We start from the raw sequence: 18,329 nt of genomic DNA on the forward strand, positions 1-18,329 counted from the left end.
TTGAATGAGTAAAAATGATCATGGCGCAGCGCTCTGAAGCCCGCTTCTCTCCGCTTCGCGCAACTCGACCTTGGAGAGCTTGCCGACGGACGTGCGCGGGAGCGCATCTCTGATCTCGAGGGCCGTCGGCATTTCATGCTTGCCGATCTTGTCCGCAAGGAAGGCCTGCAGTTCTTCGAGCGTGAAGCCCGACGCGCCAGCTTTCAACTTCACGAAGACCTTGGCGGCCTCGCCTCGGTAGGAATCCGGTACACCGATGACAGCGGCCTCTTCCACCTGCGGATGCTCGTAGACCGCCTGCTCGATCACCTGAGGGTAAACGTTGAACCCGCCTGAAATGATCATGTCCTTACGGCGGTCGACGATGAAGAAATAGCCGTCCTCGTCCATGTAGCCGATATCGCCGGTGAGAAGACCGCCTTCCGTGAAGGCTTCCGCCGTTTCCTTCGGCTTGTTCCAGTAGCCCCGGCTGATATTAGGGCCCCGAATGCGGAGCTCGCCGATCTCGCCAATGCCGAGCAGCCTGCGGGGCTCATCGAGAGAGACGATATCGAGCTCGACGCCCGGCATGGGAATGCCGATGGTGCCAGGCTTCGGGGGCCCCTTGAGGGGGATGTTGGTGCCTGCGGGAGAGGTTTCCGTCATGCCCCAGCCGCCGAGGAGGTTTTGTCCTGTCAGCCTCTTGAGCCGCTCGGCCACTTCGACCGGCAGGGGAGCGCCGCCTGAGCTGCAATGGATCAGGGAGGAGAAGTCCCGCTTCTCGAGGCCTGGGTAGTTGGCGAGCGCAATCCACATGGTGGGAACGCCGGGAAATGCGGAGGCGCGCTTGACCTCGATGTCCCGCAGGGTCGTTTCTGGATCGAAGCGCAGGCGCAGCAGGATCTCGTTGCCGTTCTTGATTTGCCGCAGCAGGATCGTGGTCAGGGCATAGATATGAAAGAGCGGGAGAACGCAGATCACCTTCTGCGCACCCGGCGGAGTGTTCAGCTGAGGGCTGAACCAGGCCTCGTACATGGCGACCGCCGCCGTGAGATTGGCGTGTGTGAGAATCGCACCCTTCGGGATGCCGGTTGTGCCGCCGGTATACTGTAGAAGCGCAATGTCTTCGGGCGCAACGGAAGGCCATTGCGCGGGCGGAGCGGCATCGCGTGTGAAGGCCTCGAAGGAGATCACGCCCGGCCGCTCGGGAATTGGCATAACAGGAGCGGGTGAAGGGCCCCAGACGGCGTCCTCACCGACAATCACCCGATCCACATGGCCGCTATCCAAGAGCTTCAGCGCCATGGGAAGCATGCCGGCGAGGTTCGTCGTCACGAGCGTGCGAGCACCGCTGTCATGCAGCTTGTGCGCCAGCTCCCGCTCAGCGTCGAGGGGGCTCAGGTGAGCAAGGCGGATGCCAGCCTTCGCAGCCCCGAAGAAGGCGTAAGGATGATAGGGGGTGTTCGGGAGATAAAGAGCGACGGCCTCATCCCTGCTGGCCACCGATCCGATCAGGGCGGCGGCCATGGCATCCGCCTGCCGGCCCAGCTCCCTGAAGCTGATCCGCTTGTCGCGGTACTCGATGGCGGGACTATCGCCAAAGGCCGCGACCGCATCGTCGAGAAGCTGCGGCAGCGTCGTCGTCTTGATGGGCGAATCCCACCGGACATTCTGCGGATAGGATCGCTCCCAGGGGAAGATTGGCCGGCTCATCGAGCTTCCGCTCCGTCCATGGTCACAACGATCTTACCAAGCGCCTTGCGGGCGCTCAGGGCTGAGATGGCCTCTCCGGCGCGCTCAAGAGGCACCCTTTCGGAGATGACGGGCCTGATGGCGCCGCGTGCATAAAGGTCGAGGAGTTCCCGGATATTGGCGGCGTTGGCCTGCGGATCGCGCCTGGCGAAGGCACCCCAGAATACGCCGACAATCTGGCAGGATTTCAGGAGCGGCAGGTTGAGAGGAAGCTTTGGAATTCCGGCTGGGAAGCCGACCACGAGGAAGCGCCCTTCCCAGGCGATGGCGCGCAGCGCCGCCTCGGAGTAGTCGCCGCCGACTGGGTCATAGACCACGTCCGCCCCGTTCGGGCCGCAGACGGCCTTGAACTGATCGGCCAGGGCCTTCGCGCCGTCCTTGTCGAGGGGCCCCGACGGATAGACGATACTCTCGTCGGCGCCATGCCGTCTTGCAAGCGCAGCCTTTTCCTCCGACGAGGCGGCGGCGATAACCCGTGCCCCCATGGCCTTGCCGAGTTCCACGGCTGCCAGACCGACGCCACCGGCTGCGCCCAGCACCAGCAGGACCTCGCCGGGCTTGAGATGGGCCCGGTCCTTGAGGGCATGGTAGGAGGTGCCATAGGTCATTATGAAGGCGGCGGCTTCATCGAATGGCATCGCATCCGGCATCGGAATGCACCGTTCGGCGGGAAGGGCGAGCTTCTCGGCCATGCCGCCCCAGCCGCAGGAGCCGATCACCCGGTCCCCGACCTTCAGAGAGGTCATGCCTTCGCCCAGCGCCTCGACGATCCCTGAGACTTCGCTGCCGGGAGCGAACGGGCGTTCCGGCTTGAACTGATAGCGGTCCTCGATAATGAGCGCATCGGGATAGTTCACCCCGCATGCCTTGACCGACATGAGGATCTCGCCCGGATTCGGGCGCGGGTCGGGCACGGTTTCCAGTTCAAGCAGACCCGGACCGCCGGGCTGCTTGCTCAGAAGAGCCAGCATCCTTCGCTTCCTCCCAAGAAAGCGTACCGTTGTTATTGAAGACAGGGTATCGCTCGTGCTGCGAGATGCAAGCCGGTTTTTCTAAAAATAGTGGCGATGAGACTTTTTCCCATATCTGTAAAAGGATTTGGGGTGGACAGGAGCATACCGATATTGTCATTAATAGAGTCGACGCGGATGCGGGCCGCTCCGGCCGACTTGCTCCAAGACACTCAAGATCAGGAAGCCGAACGGCTCCGAACGATCCAGGGAGGATCCCGATATGCGCGAGGCTGTCATCGTTTCCACGGCACGTACCCCGATCGGGAAGGCGTATCGCGGGGCTTTCAATAATACCCAGGCCCAGGCTCTTGGAGGTCACGCCATCGCCGAGGCCGTGAGACGCGCCGGAATCGTTCCGGCCGAGGTTGGCGATGTAGTCGTAGGCGCAGCGATGCAGCAGGGCTCGACCGGGTCGAACATCGCCCGCCAGGCAGGATTGCGCGCAGGGCTGCCCACAAGCGTTGCCGGCATGAGCATGGACCGCCAGTGCGCCTCCGGCCTCATGGCCATCGCGACTGCCGCCAAGGAGATTATCGTCGACGGGATCGGTATCGCTGTCGGGGGCGGCCTCGAATCGATCTCCTTGGTCCAGAACGACAAGGCCAACCGCTACCGGGGGCAGGATCCCGCGCTCGTTGAGAAGATCCCGGCGCTCTACATGACCATGCTCGAGACGGCCGAGATCGTTGCCGACCGTTACGGCGTCTCCCGCGAGGCGCAGGACGAATATGCCCTGCAATCGCAGCAGCGTACGGCGCAGGCACGGGCCGAAGGGCGCTTCCAGGATGAGATCGTGCCGATGACGACGAGCATGATCGTCGTCGACAAGGCCACCGGCGCTGCGTCCGAGCGGGAGGTGACGCTCTCGCAGGACGAGGGCAATCGGCCTCAGACCCGGCTCGAGGATCTTCAGAGCCTGAACCCTGTCTTCAAAGACGGGCAGCGGGTGAAGGAAGGGCATTTCATCACGGCGGGAAACGCCTCCCAACTCTCCGACGGCGCTTCGGCGGCCGTTCTCATGGAAGCGAAGGAAGCAGAGCGCCGCGGATTGCAGCCTCTCGGAGCCTATCGCGGTATGGCCGTAGCCGGGTGCGATCCGGACGAGATGGGCATCGGGCCGGTCTTCGCCGTGCCGAAGTTACTCAAGCAGCACGGCCTGACCATGGACGATATCGACATCTGGGAGCTCAACGAGGCCTTCGCCTGCCAAGTGCTCTATTGCCGCGATCGGCTTGGCATTCCCAACGAGAAGCTGAATGTGAGCGGCGGCGCCATCTCCATTGGACACCCCTATGGCATGTCGGGTGCGCGGATGACCGGACACCTCCTCATCGAAGGCAAGCGCCGCGGGGCAAAATTTGGCGTCGTCACCATGTGCGTCGGCGGCGGCATGGGCGCAGCCGGTCTTTTCGAAATCTACTGAGATCAGGATATAGCTTCGGGCAAACGCGAAGGATCAGGGGAGGAGAGCAGCATGGACACCGCGGCCGATACGACTTCCGCAACCCGCATCAATTCCGCCGTCGAGTTGGCGCGCGACGGCGACATCGCCGTGCTCACCGTCGATTCGCCTCCCGTGAACGCTCTCTCGGCTCAGGTCCGCGAGGGCATTGCCGAGGGCATCAGGCGGGCTGAAGCCGATCCGGCAGTCAAAGCCGTGGTGCTGCACTGCGCCGGCCGGACCTTCTTTGCCGGTGCCGATATCAGCGAGTTCGGAAAGCCGCCGAAGCATCCGAATCTGCCTGAAGTCATCGATATCATCGAGGCTGCATCGAAGCCTGTCATTGCCGCCCTGCACGGTACGGCTCTGGGCGGAGGCCTGGAAACGGCGCTCGCCTGCCACTATCGGGTCGCCGTGCCCTCGGCCAAGTGCGGCTTTCCGGAAGTGAAGCTTGGCCTTCTCCCTGGCGCTGGCGGCACGCAGCGACTTCCGCGGCTCGTTGGCCCCGAGCAGGCGCTCGAGATGGTCGCCTCGGGCAATCCCATTTCGGCGAAGGCGGCCAAGGACATGGGTATCGTCGACGAGATCGTCGACGAGAATGCTCTGTTGGCAGGCGCTGTCGCCTTCGCCCGCAAGGTCATAGCAGAGAGCCGTCCCCTGAAGAAGGTGCGCGATCTCGACGACAAGGTCGCGGCGGCGCGCGGCAAGCCGGAAATCTTCGACGCCTTCCGGAAGGCGAATGCCCGCAAGTTCCGCGGGTTCCAAGCACCTGAATACAACATCCTCTGCATCGAAGCCGCCGTGAACCTGCCTTTCGATGAGGGCATCAGGCTGGAGCGCGAGTTGTTCCAGGAACTTGTGAGCGGCGAGCAGTCGGCCGCCCAGCGCCACGTGTTCTTCGCGGAGCGCCAGGTCTGGAAAATCCCGGATATTTCGGAAGACACGCCGACCCTGCCGATCAAGAAGGTCGGCGTCATCGGCGCGGGCACTATGGGCGGCGGCATCTCGATGAACTTCGCCAATGCCGGCATTCCCGTAACCATCGTCGAGGCGAAGCCCGAGGCGCTGGAGCGAGGCCTGTCGGTGATTCGCCGCAACTACGAGACCACGGCCAAGAAGGGCCGCATGTCGGCAGAGGATGTGGAGCGTCGGATGGGCCTCCTCACCGGTAGCCTCAAGCTCGAGGATCTGGCCGATTGCGACCTCATCATTGAGGCCGTGTTCGAGAACATGGCCATCAAGAAGGAGGTCTTCACGAAGCTCGACGCCATTGCCAAGCCTGGTGCGATTCTCGCCAGCAACACCTCCTATCTCAACGTGAATGAGATCGCGTCGGTGACGAAGCGGCCGGAATCCGTGCTCGGCATGCACTTCTTCTCACCGGCGAATGTCATGCGCCTCCTAGAGGTCGTGCGCGGCGAAAAGACGGACAAGAAGGTCGTCGCCACCGCCATGCAACTCGGCCGCAAGATCGGCAAGGTGGCCGTACTGGTCGGCGTCTGCCACGGTTTCGTGGGGAACCGAATGCTCGAGCAGCGCCAGCGCGAGGCCAATCGCCTGATCATGGAAGGCGCGATGCCGTGGGACGTAGATCGCGTGCTCTATGATTTCGGCCTTCCTATGGGGCCATTCGCCATGGCAGATCTCGCCGGCCTCGATATCGGCTGGTCGCGGGAAACCTCGAAGGGCGAGACAATCCGGGAGATCCTCTGCGAGCAGGACCGGCGCGGACAGAAAACGGGCGCGGGCTTCTATGATTATGACGAGAACCGCAACGCCAAGCCATCGAAGCTCGTGGAGCAGATCATCCTCGATCTCTCCGCCAAGAAGGGCGTTACACGCCGCGCGATCTCCGACCAGGAAATCCTGGAGCGCTGCATCTATCCGATGATCAACGAGGGCACGAAGATCCTGGAAGAGGGGATCGCGATCCGCTCCTCCGACATCGATATCGTCTGGATCAACGGCTATGGCTGGCCGGTCTATCGCGGCGGCCCGATGTTCTATGGTGAGCAGGTTGGCCTCGGCCATGTGCTCGAACGGCTTCGGGAGTACGAAAAGCAGTTTGGGGCCGAGTTCAAGCCTTCAGCCCTGCTCGAGCGGCTGGTTGCAGAAGGCAAGGGCTTCCGCGATCTCTGACGGCAGGACGTTCTTCGATGAATGACACGGCGCCCGATCCCAAGCTTCATGCGCCGCTTGCCTCGCTTGGCGGCACCCGTCCTCCCGCGCCGGTCTGGTTCGAGAGGGCCCTGGCAGATGCGGCGGAGCGGGGCTTCGTTGAGGCCGCGGGAGCCCGCATCGAAACCCTTGCCTGGGGAGATCGCGGAAAGCCCGGGCTCCTCTTCCTGCGTGGTAACGGCGCGCACGCGGATTGGTGGAGCTTCATCGCTCCGTTCTTCTCGCAGCACTATCGGTGCGCCGCCTTCTCCCTGTCGGGGATGGGGAGTTCGAGCCGGCGCGAGCGCTATTCCTTCGATCTGTTCGTCGAGGAGGCCGTGACCGTCGCCAAGGAGAAGGGGCTTTTCGACAGTTCGGTGAAGCCGGTCTTCATCGGCCATTCGCTCGGCGGCCTCCCGGTTCTCGAGGCTGCTGCGCGGCACGGGGAACGCCTGGGCGGCGCCATCGTCATCGATACGCCGATCTTCTCGATGGAGCGGCGGCGGGAACGCCGGGAGAAGGGCGCCGCCTGGGAGATGCGCCCCCACAAGATCTATCCGACACTGGACGCTGCGCTGCAGCGTTTCCGACTCGTGCCGGCCCAACCTTGCGAGAACCTCTTCATTGCCGACTACATCGCGCGGACCTCCCTGATGCAGGTCGAAACGGCGGAAGGGGTAGGGTGGACCTGGCGCTTCGATCCGTTTCTCTGGCGCGACTACGAGTGGGAGGATCCGGCTCCGGCCCTGTCCTCCCCGAAGTGCCCCCTGGCCATCCTGCTGGGTTCCCGCTCAGGCATGATGCACGAGGGCGACATCGCGAGGATGCGTGGGCTTCTGGCCTCTGGTGCGCCGGTGATCGAAATCCCCGAAGCCTATCACCACGTGCCAATCGATCAGCCGCTTGCGCTGGTCGCGGCCCTGCGCACATTGGTAGAGGGCTGGGCTTCGGCCTCGGGCGCGAAGATTCCGACGAACAGCGGCTTGGCATAGAGATCTGCGGCGGTTTCCGGCGTAATGCCCGGAACCCACCATTCCAGTTCGACCGAGGCGTTGACCATACTGTCGACCAGATGGGCCGCGACGGATGGATCCAACGGGCGGATTGAGCCGTCCACCATGCCGTCGACGGCAAAGCCGCCGAAACGCTGAGCCAAGCGGTCCATCGTGCGCTTTGTCTCGCGCCGCAGCCCCTCGGGGAGGGCGCTGAATGCTGAGATACGCAGGAGAGGTCCCTGATCTGAGAGCTGATAGGCGATCAGTCCGCTGACTGCCGCACAGAGGCGGTCCCAGCCGGTCTGACCGCTGACCTCTGCTGCACGCTGGACCTGCCGCACCACGGCGAAGGTCCGTTCGAAGCAGTTCGCCACCAGATCGTCCTTGTTGTCGTTGTGGTGGTAGAACGACCCTTTCGTGACATTGAGCCGTGCCGAAATTTTCTCGACCGAGGCACCGCGGTAGCCCTGTTCGTTGATGAGGCTGGTTGCCGAGCGGAGGAAGGCTTCCGGCGAGATCTCATCTGCCGAGGGCCAGGCCATGGGCGGCAGAATGGCGGGTTGCCAGATCGATTGCTGGCCGGCAAGGCCGTTGATCAGGATGTCGCTCATCCGCTCCGCAACCCGCCCGTAATCCTCGGGCTCGTAGTGATCGAGCCAATGCCGCATGCCGTGCATGACGGAGAGGAGCAGGTGGGCTCTGGCATTGCGCTGTGCCCGGCTCAGCGGAAGGGCATCGCTCTCGAACAGGCCGCGCAGGTGGCGGAACATCTGATTGTAGGTGCTGAACACCAGTTCCACATGGGGGCTCGTCAGGCCGCGCATGTCGCTGAAGCTCATGAGAGGCGGCTGATCTCCCGAGGCGCTCTCGGCGAGCCTTTCGACATAAAGCTGCAGGATCATGCGCAGGCGCGCCTCGGGCGTTTCCGCGCGGAGCGAGGCGGCGATCAGCTCCTCCAGGACGGTGAGGGAGCGCAGGAGACACGCGGTCGCAAGCTCTTCCTTCTTCCGGTAATAATAGGTGACGCTGTTCGTGACGAGGCCGACATTCTGGGCCACATCCGCCAAGGTGGTCCCCTTCAGGCCCTTCTGGTTGAAGAGGCGCACCGCAGCGTCCAGGATGGCCTGGCGCTTCTGTTCATAGCGCTTGGTCTGCCGCGGGAGCGCATCGGAGGAGGCCTTCATGATCGTTCCACAATCCCCTGTTCGGGCCGGTCGATAGCCCGATCCGGTCCTGTCCGGCTCCTAGCATACATGTGACATGGTCGCGAGACCACGGTTTCTGGGCCATTTGGCTGTACCGTTTATTCTAATCCTTCGAATCTGAGCTGCTCGCACTGGCGGAATACTGCAGAATCCATCGGCAACGATCCGTTGACGGCACAAAAAGTCCGTGCCAATCTTCGATTCAATCAGATGGCGGGGCCAATGTAGCACCGCTGGCGGCGCGGACCAGAAAATCCGTACCGATCATTCGAGAGGAAACGGTCCGAGGCTATCGGACGGCCGGAAGCAAGGCAGTCCCGACCCCAGGGCGGGGCCCATCTTCCGCCTGAATGGGCGTGAGTGTTGCGACCGGTTGTCGAGAGTCCGGCCCCAGGAGGAGGACGCGGCTCCTTGAATATCTTTTTTCAGCAGCTCCTGAACGGGCTCACCCTCGGCAGTGTCTATGCCCTCGTGGCCCTGGGACTGACGCTCGTTTACGGGATTCTTCATATTCCGAACTTCGCTCACGGCGCCCTTTACATGGTCGGCGCCTATGTGGCCTTCTATCTCGTCGGCGCTGCCGGCGCGAACTACTGGGTCGCCATGCTGGGCGCTGCGGCTTTCGTCGCGCTGCTCGCCGTCCTGTCGGACCGTCTCGTTTTCCACCGCCTCAGGAATGCGCCTCCACTTCATGATATGATTGCGGCTATAGGCCTTCTGCTCTTCCTCGAAGCCGGCGTGCAGGCGATCTGGGGTGCGGAGTTCCATCGTCTCGCGCCGCCTTACACGCAGATCGTGCGGGTCTTCGATCTGGTCGCTCCTGCGCAAAGGCTCATCATCATCGCGGCCGCGTTCGGGCTCATGCTCGTCCTCCACCTCTTCCTCACGCGTACGCTCACCGGCTCGACGATCATCGCCATGGCGCAGAACCGGGAAGGGGCCTCACTAGTCGGAATCGATGCGACGAAGGTATCCGTCCTGACCTTCGCCATCTCGGGCGCCCTGGCGGCCGTGGCTGCGACGCTCTTTGCTCCCATCAACCTGGTTTATCCATCGATGGGCCATCTCGTGATCATGAAGGCCTTCGTGATCATCATTATCGGCGGAATGGGCAGCATTCCCGGCGCCATTATCGGTGGCCTCGTGATTGGCTTCGCCGAGAGCTTCGGCGCCTTCTACGTCTCGACGGACTACAAAGACATCATCGCCTTTGCGCTGCTCGTCCTGATCCTGTCGATCCGGCCCCAAGGCCTCTTTCCCAGCGGAGCCCGGTGATGCCGTCCAAAACCTTCCAAAAACCCCTGCTCGCAGTCCTGCTGGCCCTAGGTATCGTTTTCCCGATGATCGCGGCGAACGACTACTACATCTATGTGATGTCGCTGGCCTACATCATGGCGATCGCGGCCGTCGGGTTGAACCTCATCCTGGGCTATACGGGGCAGCTCAATCTGGCGCATGCGGGTTTCATGGCCATCGGCGCCTACACCGTTGGCATTCTCACCGTCGACTACGGCGTGCCCTACTGGGCCGCCTTCGCTCTCGCCGGGATCCTGAGCGCCTTTATCGGGTTCTTCGCCGGCCTCATCTCGCTGCGGCTCAAGGGGCACTTCTTCTCGATCTTCACCCTGTGCGTGGGATTCATCATCTATCTCATCATCGAGAAGTGGGATGCCCTGACCCATGGCACCGTTGGCATCATCGATATTCCGGCTCCTACCGGGTTGGGTCCGATCCGCTTCGACAATACCTGGTCGCAATACTACCTCGTGCTGTTCTTCCTCGTGGTCAGCATGTGGGTGATGAGCCGAATCGTGAATTCGCTGCTCGGCCGGGCCTTTCTCGCCATCCGCAACGGCGAGGATCTCGCCGAGACCCTAGGCATCAACCTGATGCGCACCAAGGTTCTCGCCTTCGTGCTCTCGACGTTCTATGCCGGCCTAGCGGGCGCCCTCTATGCCGGTTTCGTGCGCTTCATCGGGCCGGGCATGGCGCTCGAGAGCCACACCTTCGACATGATCGCCTTCATCCTGGTGGGCGGCATCGGGACCCTGTTCGGCCCCCTGCTCGGAGCGGTGTTGCTCACCTGGCTCACGCAGTCCCTGCAGTTCCTGCAGGACTACCGCATGATCGTCTTCGGTCCGCTGCTGATTCTTCTGGTGATGTATTTCCCGCAGGGTCTCATCGGCTTCTACCGGCAGCGGCAGGCAAGGCGTGCGGCAGCATCCGCCAAGGACAGACGCACCCAGAGGGCCGTCGTCGGCACTGCACAGGAGGCCCGCACCAATGCTTGAGGTTCAAGGACTCACCAAGCGCTTCAGCGGACTGGTCGCGGTCCGTGAGGTCACCACCACTTTCGAGGCTGGGCGGATCAACGCGATCATCGGTCCGAACGGTGCCGGCAAGACGACCTTCTTCAATCTCGTAAGCGGCTATCACCGCCCGACCTCCGGCCGGATCATCTTCGATGGTCAGGACGTGACCAACCTCAGGCCCGACCAGGTCGCGAGGCTCGGCGTCGCCCGCACCTTCCAGACGACCAATCTCTTCGATCAGGCGACAGTTCTCGACAACCTGATCGTGGGGCATCGCCTGCGCACCACCTCCACCTTCTGGGATGTGGTGATGAACACCTCGCGTCTGAAGGAAGATGAATGTCGCTGCCGGGCGAAGGCGGAGGAGGTGCTCGATTTCGTCGGGCTGTCCTCCATTGCGCACCACCTAGCCGCCGACATCTCGCAGGAGGAGCGCAAACGCATCGCCTTCGCGCTTGCACTTGCGACCGATCCGAAGATCGTGCTGCTCGACGAGCCCGCCGGCGGCGTCAATCCGGAGGAGACCCTGGGTCTCGCCGAATTGATCCGGAAGATGGTCCGGAACGGGCTCACGGTCTGCCTCATCGAGCATAAGATGGACATGATCATGAGCCTTGCTGACAAGATCGTGGTGCTCGACCACGGCGAGATGATCGCGGAAGGAACGCCGGCTCAGATCCGCGCGGACCAGCGCGTCATCGAAGCTTACCTGGGAGCTGACTATGCTGCGGCTTGAAGGGGCACAACTGAACTACGGCAGCTTTCGCGCCCTGGACGGCATCTCGATCCACGCCGATCCCGGCGAACTGGTGGTGATGCTGGGGGCCAACGGCGCCGGGAAGAGCTCCCTCTTCATGGCCATTAGCGGCCTGCGCAAGCTCTCCCGCGGCAATATCTGGTTCAAGGACCAGAGCATCTTGGGGCGCAAACCGTCACAGATCGTGCAGGCCGGCGTCGTCCATTGCCCGGAGGGGCGTAAGCTCTTTCCCGAGATGTCCGTGCGAAAGAACCTTCTGCTCGGAGCCTATGTCCATCGCCAGGACAGATCGGAAACCCAGAGGATCCTCGATGAGGTCTTCGAGATGTTCCCGATCCTCTACGAGAAGAGGGATGATGCCGCCGGTTCCTTGAGCGGCGGTCAGCAGCAGATGGTGGCCATCGGCCGGGCCCTGATGGGGCGGCCGCAGGTTCTGCTTCTCGATGAGCCGTCCCTGGGTCTTGCTCCGCTCGTGGTGAAGCAGGTTCTCGGGGTCATTAAGGCGGTCAACGAAAGCGGGACCACCGTGCTTCTAGCGGAGCAGAATGCCTATGCGGCCCTTCAGATCGCTCAACGCGCCTATGTCATCGAAAGTGGCCGTATCGTGATGGAGGGAGACCGGGACACACTGCTCAGCGATGAGCGCGTTCGAAAAGCCTATATCGGCGCCTGACGGCGCCGATGGTTAGGGCCTGCGGACCGCCTTATGCGATCCGCCAATGAGAAAGAAGCAGGGACCGCTTCCTAAAAGTCGAGCCCCTGCCGAAGCAATCACAAAGGAGAGGAAACACATGGCTCTTTGGAAACACCTGACACAGGCAGCAGGCGTCGCGACGCTGGCGGCCTCCTTCACCTCCGGCGCTCTCGCTCAGGAGACGGTGAATATCGGCTATACCGGTCCGCTGAGCGGCGGCGCAGCGCTTTACGGCAAGAATACCCTCACCGGCCTGGAAATGGCGGCGAAGGAGATCAACGACGCCGGCGGCTTCGAGGTCAACGGCAAGAAGTACAAGTTCAACATCGTGGCGCTGGACGATAAGTACTCGCCGAGCGAAGCGGCCGTGAACGCCAAGCGTCTCCGGGCGCAGAACAATGCACCGATGATCTTTACGCCCCACTCGGGTGGCGCTTTCGCGATTCAGGCCTTCAACGAGCAGGACGGATTCATTCTCGGGGCCTACACCAGCGTGCCGGCTATGACCGAGCGCGGCAACAAGCTGACCTTGCGCATCCCGCCGTCCTTTGCAGGCTATGTGCAGCCCTTCATCAGCGTGCAGATGAAGAACTTCGGCAAGAAGCTCGCCATGGCGGGTGCCGACCATGATTATGCAAAGGCGTGGGCGCAGCTCTTCGCACCGGCCTGGAAGCAGGCCGGCGGCGAGGTCGTGGCCGAGAACCCGATGTCCTACAACAAGGATACCGACTTCTACAGCGGTGTGAGCCGGGTGCTGGCGGCCAATCCCGATGTGATGTTCATCGGCGGCGCTTCCGAGCCGACGGCGCTGGTTGCCAAACAGGCGCGTGAACTCGGCTTCCAGGGCGGCTTCGCCGTCATGGATCAGGCCAAGCTCGATGAGATGGCGGCTGTTATCGGCGGCATGGAAATGCTGGAAGGCGCTGTCGGCGTTCTGCCGCTGATCTATGACAAGCGTCCTGGCACCGAGAACTTCATCGCGAAGTTCAAGAAGCTCTACGACCGGAATCCCGGCACGGAGGCTTCCTATCACTACTCGACCCTCAATGCGGTAGCCGAGGCCATGAAGCTCGCCGGCACCGTCTCCGATGCGAAGGCGATCCACGCCAAGCTGAGCGATGCCTATGGCAACCTGCCGCCGGAGAAAAATCCTGCCCGGATCACAAGCGTCGACGAGCGTGGCGGAAGCAATGCCAACATCGTTGTCGGTGTGGTCAAGGACGGCAAGGTCGAAAGCGTCGAGGCGTCGAGCCTCGGACAGTAACTGAAATGGGCAGGCAGGATCGGCTGCAACGGCCGGTCCTGCCTACCAAGATCTGCATACGAGAGGTGAAGCAATCGGCATGGACACGATTTCGTTCGAAAGCCGTGCGGCCGGAATTCGGGAGCGTGTCGCTCTCCAGGGCTTCATGAGTCTCGTGGGGGCACATATCGATGATCTCGCCCCCGGCTCTGCAACGATTTCCGTCTCGCGGCGCGACGAGCTGCTCCAGCAGCATGGCCTCTTTCATGGCGGCGTCACGGCTTTCCTGATCGACAACGGCACGACCATTGCCGCGGCAACGGTCCTCAAGCCCGGACAGGGCGTGCTCACGGCCGAATACAAGCTCAATCTCCTGTCGCCGGCCGACGGCGACCGGCTCATCTGCCGCTCGCGCGTGGTCAAGCCCGGTAGCCGCATGGTCATCGTGGCGGCGGACGTGTTCACGGCGAAAGATGGGCGCGAGAAGCAGACAGCAGTCGCGCTTGCGACGATTGCCGTTCTTGATCAAGCCGCCATGCCGGCCCTTCGGCGGGCTGGATAAGTTCTGGGTCGGTTATATTTCCTGAGAACAAGCAATAACCAGGGAGGAAACGATGTTGAAGGGAATGATGTTGGATCGGCCGCTGTCGATCCCGGCAATCATCGATTACGCCGCCGAAGTCCATCCCAATGCCGAGATCGTATCGGTTACGGTCGAGGGCGGGATCCACCGCACGAACTACAAGGACATTCGTAAGCGCATCGCGAGCCTGGCGCACGGCCTCCTTGCTCTCGGCGTCAAGCCCAGCGACCGGGTTGCGACGCTTGCCTGGAACGGCTACCGGCATTTCGAGCTCTACTATGCCATCTCGGGCATCGGAGCCGTGTGCCACACGATCAATCCGCGCCTCTTCCCGGAGCAGCTCGCCTACATTGTGAACCATGCGCAGGACAGCCTGCTGTTCTTCGACATCACCTTCGCGCCGTTGGTCACCGGACTTCGGCCGAAGCTCCCGAGCAATCTCAAATATGTCGCGATGACGGGCCGCGAGACGATGCCGGCCCAGGACGGCCTTGACGGTCTGCTGTGCTACGAGGACCTGCTCGCCGGCCAGCCTGACACGATTGTCTGGCCCGAGCTCGACGAGAACACCGCTGCCGCACTCAGCTACACGTCCGGCACCACCGGCGAGCCCAAGGGAGTGCTCTATTCCCACCGGTCCAACGTGCTCCATGCCACGTCGGGAGTGATCGGATCGCCCCGGGCGTTCGGCTCCGACCGCAAGATCCTTCCAGTGGTCCCGCTCTTCCATGTGAATGCGTGGGGCCTTCCCTATTCGGCCCCACTCTCGGGCACATCCCTGGTCTTCCCAGGGCCGAAGCTCGACGGAGCCAGTTTGTTCGACCTGATGGATCGCGAGAAAGTTCACAACAGCTGGGGCGTGCCGACCGTGTGGCTCGGGCTTCTCAATGAAATGAAGCTGCGGGGCCGTAAGCCCGAAGGGCTTGCACAGGTTCTGATCGGCGGATCGGCGGCTCCACAGCCGATGATCGAAACCTTTGAGCGGGATTTCGGCGTCGAGGTCTGCCATGGCTGGGGCATGACCGAGATGAGCCCCATCGGCACGCTCGGAACTCTGACGCCGGAGATGGAGCAGTTGTCGTTCGAGGAGAGAATTGCCCTGAAAGTACGCCAGGGCCGTCGTCTTTTCATGGTGGAGATGAAGATCGTCGACGAGAACGGCAAGGAACTGCCGAAGGATGGCGAAGCCTTCGGCGAGCTCTGCGTGCGCGGTCCATCGGTGGCTTCGGGCTACTACAACAATGAGGCCGCGACGGCGCAGGCGCTTGATGCGGAGGGCTGGTTCAGGACCGGCGACGTGGCCAAGATCACGCCCGACGGTTTCCTCCAGATCGTGGACCGCACCAAGGATCTCGTGAAATCCGGCGGCGAGTGGATCTCTTCCATCGACCTGGAGAATGCCGCGCTCGGCTGTCCAGGCGTTGCGCACTGCGCCGTGCTTGCCATGCCGCATCCCCGCTGGGGAGAGCGCCCGCTTCTCGTCGTGGTGCCGAAGCCGGATGCCAAGCCGGCCAAGGAGGACATCCTTACCTATCTCAGTACGAAGGTCGCCAGCTGGCAGGTTCCGGACGACGTGCTGTTCGTCGAGAGCATTCCGCTCACCGCCACCGCCAAGATCTCCAAGCTCGAGTTGCGCAAGCTCCTGAAGGACTACGTCCTTCCAACAGCAGCGTGAGCGGCCGATGTCGGTGAGCTATCTTGAAGGCCTGTTCTCGGTAATGGGGAAGACGGCGCTCGTCACAGGCGGTGCGACAGGAATCGGGCGCATGATTGCAGAAGCCCTGGTGCGGGCCGGAGCGCATGTGGTCATTGCCTCGCGGAAGGGCGAGGCCTGCGAGGCCGTAGCGCAGGAACTGAACGCCCTCGACGCTGGAGGGACGGCCGAGGGTTTTGCGGGCGATGTCGCGACCGAGGCCGGAGTCATGGCACTCGCAGGAGAGGTCAAGGTACGCACCCAGCGCCTCCACATCCTTGTCAACAATGCAGGCAAGTCCTGGGGCGAGCCGCTGGAGCAGTTCCCGCACAAAGCCTGGGAGGGGGTCTTCTCCGTCAATGTGGCGGGCCTGTTCACCCTGACCCAGCAGTTGCTGCCTTTGCTCGAGAGTGCCGCCAGCGACGACGATCCGAGCCGGGTCGTCAATCTGGGCTCCGTCATGGGAGCCCAGCCCATCGGCGAGAATGCCTATTCCTATGCCGCATCGAAAGCGGCGGTGCACCATCTCACGCGGATTCTGGCGCAGGAATTTGCTGGACGCCGCATTACCGTAAATGCTTTCGCACCCGGACCCTTCCAGAGCCGCATGACAGCCTTTGCCACAGGCGACGAGGCGCGCCGCGCAGTTGTCGCGGCTGGTGTTCCCTTCGGCCGCATAGGCCGTCCGGATGACATTGCGGGAGCGCTTCTCTTCCTCTGCGGGCGTGGAGGAGCCTACACCACAGGCGCAATCATTCCGCTCGACGGTGGCATCGGAGTTGAGACAGGCGGAAAGCTGTTCGGAGAGATGGCCGGATGAATGCCCATGTCCTCCCTTCCGTTTCTCTCGACGCTCTGAAAACCCGCATTGGCCAGGAGATTGGTGTCTCCTCCTGGCGCAGGATCGATCAGGAGCTGATCGATCACTTTGCGCAGGTCACGGGCGACCATCAGTTCATCCATGTGGATCCGGAAAAGGCTGCGGCCGAGACGCGTTCGGGAACACCATCGCCCACGGATTTCTCACGTTGTCTCTCCTGTCCGCGGTGGGGCAGGAGATCCTGCCGCCCATCGAGGGGCGCAGGATGGGGATCAATTACGGGTTCGACCGGGTCCGCTTTCTCTCGCCCGTACCATCCGGAGCGCGGGTGAGGGGACGCTTTACGCTTTCCGGGATCGAGATGCGTTCTGCCTCCGAGGCGATACTGCGCTACCAAGTGAGCATCGAGATCGAGGGGGCGGAGAAGCCGGCTCTCTTTGCGGACTGGATCACGCTGGCGGTTCTGGGTTGAGCTGCCGTTCCCGTGCGGCAGGAAACAGGTGGGCAGGGTTTCAGATGACCTCAGCAACGGCGCATATCGAGACCGAGCGGCTTGGTCCCTATCTTTCGGCGAACATCCCCGGCTTCGGGCGCCTCCTTAGTGCCGAAAAGTTCGCAGGCGGCCAATCGAATCCCACCTTTCTCATCAACTCGACCGAGGGGCGCTTCGTCCTGCGGCGGAAGCCGCCCGGCACGCTTCTGAAATCGGCCCATGCGGTGGACCGGGAATATCAGGTCATTTCTGCCCTGGCGCAGACCGACGTGCCTGTTCCGCGCACCCACCATCTGTGCACGGACGAGACAGTCATCGGGTCGATGTTCTACATCATGGACTATGTGGATGGCCGAATCTTCTGGGACGGGTCCTTGCCCGATCTCGCCCGCGAGGAGCGCGGGGCAATCTACGATTCCATGAATGCCGCTCTCGCTGCACTGCACAGGGTCGATTCCGCTGCCGTCGGGCTTGCGGATTACGGTCGCCCTGGCAGCTATTTCGAGCGGCAGATCGCCCGCTGGACCGGCCAGTACCGCGCCTCCGAAACCCACCCGGTTCCGTCCATGGATGCGCTCATCTCTTGGCTCGAACGGGAGACGCCGGCTGATGGCGGGCGGGTAAGCCTGGTCCATGGCGATTACCGGATCGACAACATGATCTTCGCGCCGTCCGGTCCGCGCATCCTGGCTATCCTCGATTGGGAACTGTCGACTTTAGGGCATCCTTTTGCCGACCTGGCCTATCAATGCATGCAGTGGCGGCTGCCCTCCGATGGTATCTTCCGCGGATTGGGAGGCCTCGACCGGCAGGCCTATGGCATTCCGAGCGAAGACGAGTACATCGAGCGCTATTGCCGGCGAACTGGCGTCGGTCAGATCGACCACTGGCCCTTCTATCTCGCCTTCAGCTTCTTCCGTCTCGCAGCGATCCTGCAGGGGGTCTACAAACGCTCCCTCAACGGCAACGCCTCCAACCCGGAGCGCGCCCGCCGGATGGGTGAAATGGTGCCCTTGCTCGCCGGGATGGCCATGGACCTCACGATCTCCAGCAATGCTCCTTAGCGGCAGGCAAGGAGAGGAAGACTCTACAAGCGCAGAATCAAAGGTGTCTCCTGCGCCTGATAATACCGGTCTTTGCTCTGTAATTAGTCGGCCCTGAACAATGCCGTTTGATCAGGCGGCAATTGGAT

General features: G+C 62.5%; 15 protein-coding genes and 1 pseudogene. 13 read left to right on the forward strand and 3 right to left on the reverse strand.

The genetic code is table 11. The features are described from left to right. Nucleotides 1-18: 18 nt before the first annotated feature. Both pimA and LG661_RS01335 read right to left on the reverse strand, forming a co-directional pair. Nucleotides 19-1,692, reverse strand: a complete 1,674-nt coding sequence (gene pimA, locus LG661_RS01330) for a dicarboxylate--CoA ligase PimA (RefSeq protein ID WP_230530047.1) — start codon at nucleotides 1,690-1,692, stop codon at nucleotides 19-21. Beyond that, nucleotides 1,689-2,702, reverse strand: coding sequence for an NADPH:quinone oxidoreductase family protein (locus LG661_RS01335; RefSeq protein ID WP_230530048.1), 1,014 nt, complete (start codon nucleotides 2,700-2,702; stop codon nucleotides 1,689-1,691). Before LG661_RS01335 ends, pimA begins: the two co-directional genes overlap by 4 nt. Before the next feature lie 262 nt (nucleotides 2,703-2,964). On the opposite strand from LG661_RS01335, the gene LG661_RS01340 reads away from it, so the two are divergent. The 3 genes from LG661_RS01340 (at nucleotide 2,965) to LG661_RS01350 (ending at nucleotide 7,334) form a co-directional block, all read left to right on the forward strand. Next, entirely contained in the window at nucleotides 2,965-4,167 is a 1,203-nt protein-coding gene (locus LG661_RS01340) for an acetyl-CoA C-acyltransferase (protein WP_230530049.1), read from the forward strand. Between the two features lie 87 nt (nucleotides 4,168-4,254). Beyond that, nucleotides 4,255-6,324: a 3-hydroxyacyl-CoA dehydrogenase NAD-binding domain-containing protein gene (locus LG661_RS01345; RefSeq protein ID WP_230530076.1), complete on the forward strand. Its 2,070-nt coding sequence runs from the start codon at nucleotides 4,255-4,257 to the stop codon at nucleotides 6,322-6,324. Between the two features lie 17 nt (nucleotides 6,325-6,341). Further along, the gene (locus LG661_RS01350) at nucleotides 6,342-7,334 is read left to right on the forward strand and encodes an alpha/beta fold hydrolase (protein ID WP_230530050.1); all 993 of its coding nucleotides are present in this window, start codon (nucleotides 6,342-6,344) and stop codon (nucleotides 7,332-7,334) included. Here LG661_RS01350 and LG661_RS01355 read toward each other — a convergent pair. Next, nucleotides 7,238-8,521, reverse strand: a complete 1,284-nt coding sequence (locus LG661_RS01355) for a TetR/AcrR family transcriptional regulator (RefSeq protein ID WP_230530051.1) — start codon at nucleotides 8,519-8,521, stop codon at nucleotides 7,238-7,240. The genes LG661_RS01350 and LG661_RS01355 overlap by 97 nt on opposite strands. A gap of 432 nt (nucleotides 8,522-8,953) precedes the next feature. Here LG661_RS01355 and LG661_RS01360 point away from each other — a divergent pair, with 432 nt between their 5' ends. The 10 genes and pseudogenes from LG661_RS01360 to LG661_RS01405 all read left to right on the forward strand — a co-directional run bounded on the left by LG661_RS01360 (nucleotide 8,954) and on the right by LG661_RS01405 (nucleotide 18,201). Continuing rightward, nucleotides 8,954-9,817 (forward strand): branched-chain amino acid ABC transporter permease, encoded by an 864-nt coding sequence (locus tag LG661_RS01360; protein ID WP_230530052.1) that lies wholly within the window; start codon nucleotides 8,954-8,956, stop codon nucleotides 9,815-9,817. After that, nucleotides 9,817-10,833, forward strand: coding sequence for a branched-chain amino acid ABC transporter permease (locus tag LG661_RS01365; protein WP_230530053.1), 1,017 nt, complete (start codon nucleotides 9,817-9,819; stop codon nucleotides 10,831-10,833). Before LG661_RS01360 ends, LG661_RS01365 begins: the two co-directional genes overlap by 1 nt. Next, complete coding sequence (locus LG661_RS01370) at nucleotides 10,826-11,590, forward strand: ABC transporter ATP-binding protein (RefSeq protein WP_230530054.1); 765 nt, start codon at nucleotides 10,826-10,828, stop codon at nucleotides 11,588-11,590. Before LG661_RS01365 ends, LG661_RS01370 begins: the two co-directional genes overlap by 8 nt. Continuing rightward, the gene (locus LG661_RS01375; protein ID WP_230530055.1) at nucleotides 11,577-12,284 is read left to right on the forward strand and encodes an ABC transporter ATP-binding protein; all 708 of its coding nucleotides are present in this window, start codon (nucleotides 11,577-11,579) and stop codon (nucleotides 12,282-12,284) included. Before LG661_RS01370 ends, LG661_RS01375 begins: the two co-directional genes overlap by 14 nt. A gap of 118 nt (nucleotides 12,285-12,402) precedes the next feature. Further along, entirely contained in the window at nucleotides 12,403-13,569 is a 1,167-nt protein-coding gene (locus tag LG661_RS01380) for an ABC transporter substrate-binding protein (RefSeq protein ID WP_230530056.1), read from the forward strand. A 79-nt stretch (nucleotides 13,570-13,648) separates the two neighbouring features. Then, nucleotides 13,649-14,110: a PaaI family thioesterase gene (locus LG661_RS01385; protein WP_230530057.1), complete on the forward strand. Its 462-nt coding sequence runs from the start codon at nucleotides 13,649-13,651 to the stop codon at nucleotides 14,108-14,110. A gap of 52 nt (nucleotides 14,111-14,162) precedes the next feature. After that, nucleotides 14,163-15,806 (forward strand): long-chain-fatty-acid--CoA ligase, encoded by a 1,644-nt coding sequence (locus tag LG661_RS01390; protein ID WP_322098827.1) that lies wholly within the window; start codon nucleotides 14,163-14,165, stop codon nucleotides 15,804-15,806. A gap of 13 nt (nucleotides 15,807-15,819) precedes the next feature. After that, the gene (locus LG661_RS01395; protein ID WP_230530078.1) at nucleotides 15,820-16,644 is read left to right on the forward strand and encodes an SDR family NAD(P)-dependent oxidoreductase; all 825 of its coding nucleotides are present in this window, start codon (nucleotides 15,820-15,822) and stop codon (nucleotides 16,642-16,644) included. Continuing rightward, nucleotides 16,641-17,116, forward strand: a pseudogene (locus tag LG661_RS01400) (MaoC family dehydratase). Before LG661_RS01395 ends, LG661_RS01400 begins: the two are co-directional and overlap by 4 nt. Nucleotides 17,117-17,160: 44 nt before the next feature. Continuing rightward, nucleotides 17,161-18,201 (forward strand): phosphotransferase, encoded by a 1,041-nt coding sequence (locus LG661_RS01405; protein ID WP_230530058.1) that lies wholly within the window; start codon nucleotides 17,161-17,163, stop codon nucleotides 18,199-18,201. Nucleotides 18,202-18,329: the final 128 nt, after the last annotated feature.

The organism is Microvirga roseola (genome assembly GCF_020866965.1).
GTDB classification, from domain to species: Bacteria; Pseudomonadota; Alphaproteobacteria; order Rhizobiales; family Beijerinckiaceae; genus Microvirga; species Microvirga roseola.

What these genes read in the sequence shown, in the direction of transcription:
- LG661_RS01370 (WP_230530054.1), top strand. Translation starts at nt 10,826, where the DNA reads ATGCTTGAGGTTCAAGGACTCACCAAGCGCTTCAGCGGACTGGTCGCG.
- LG661_RS01335 (WP_230530048.1), bottom strand. Translation starts at nt 2,702, where the DNA reads ATGCTGGCTCTTCTGAGCAAGCAGCCCGGCGGTCCGGGTCTGCTTGAA.
- LG661_RS01365 (WP_230530053.1), top strand. Translation starts at nt 9,817, where the DNA reads ATGCCGTCCAAAACCTTCCAAAAACCCCTGCTCGCAGTCCTGCTGGCC.
- LG661_RS01390 (WP_322098827.1), top strand. Translation starts at nt 14,163, where the DNA reads ATGTTGAAGGGAATGATGTTGGATCGGCCGCTGTCGATCCCGGCAATC.
- LG661_RS01350 (WP_230530050.1), top strand. Translation starts at nt 6,342, where the DNA reads ATGAATGACACGGCGCCCGATCCCAAGCTTCATGCGCCGCTTGCCTCG.
- LG661_RS01405 (WP_230530058.1), top strand. Translation starts at nt 17,161, where the DNA reads ATGACCTCAGCAACGGCGCATATCGAGACCGAGCGGCTTGGTCCCTAT.
- LG661_RS01385 (WP_230530057.1), top strand. Translation starts at nt 13,649, where the DNA reads ATGGACACGATTTCGTTCGAAAGCCGTGCGGCCGGAATTCGGGAGCGT.
- LG661_RS01380 (WP_230530056.1), top strand. Translation starts at nt 12,403, where the DNA reads ATGGCTCTTTGGAAACACCTGACACAGGCAGCAGGCGTCGCGACGCTG.
- pimA (WP_230530047.1), bottom strand. Translation starts at nt 1,692, where the DNA reads ATGAGCCGGCCAATCTTCCCCTGGGAGCGATCCTATCCGCAGAATGTC.
- LG661_RS01375 (WP_230530055.1), top strand. Translation starts at nt 11,577, where the DNA reads ATGCTGCGGCTTGAAGGGGCACAACTGAACTACGGCAGCTTTCGCGCC.
- LG661_RS01355 (WP_230530051.1), bottom strand. Translation starts at nt 8,521, where the DNA reads ATGAAGGCCTCCTCCGATGCGCTCCCGCGGCAGACCAAGCGCTATGAA.
- LG661_RS01340 (WP_230530049.1), top strand. Translation starts at nt 2,965, where the DNA reads ATGCGCGAGGCTGTCATCGTTTCCACGGCACGTACCCCGATCGGGAAG.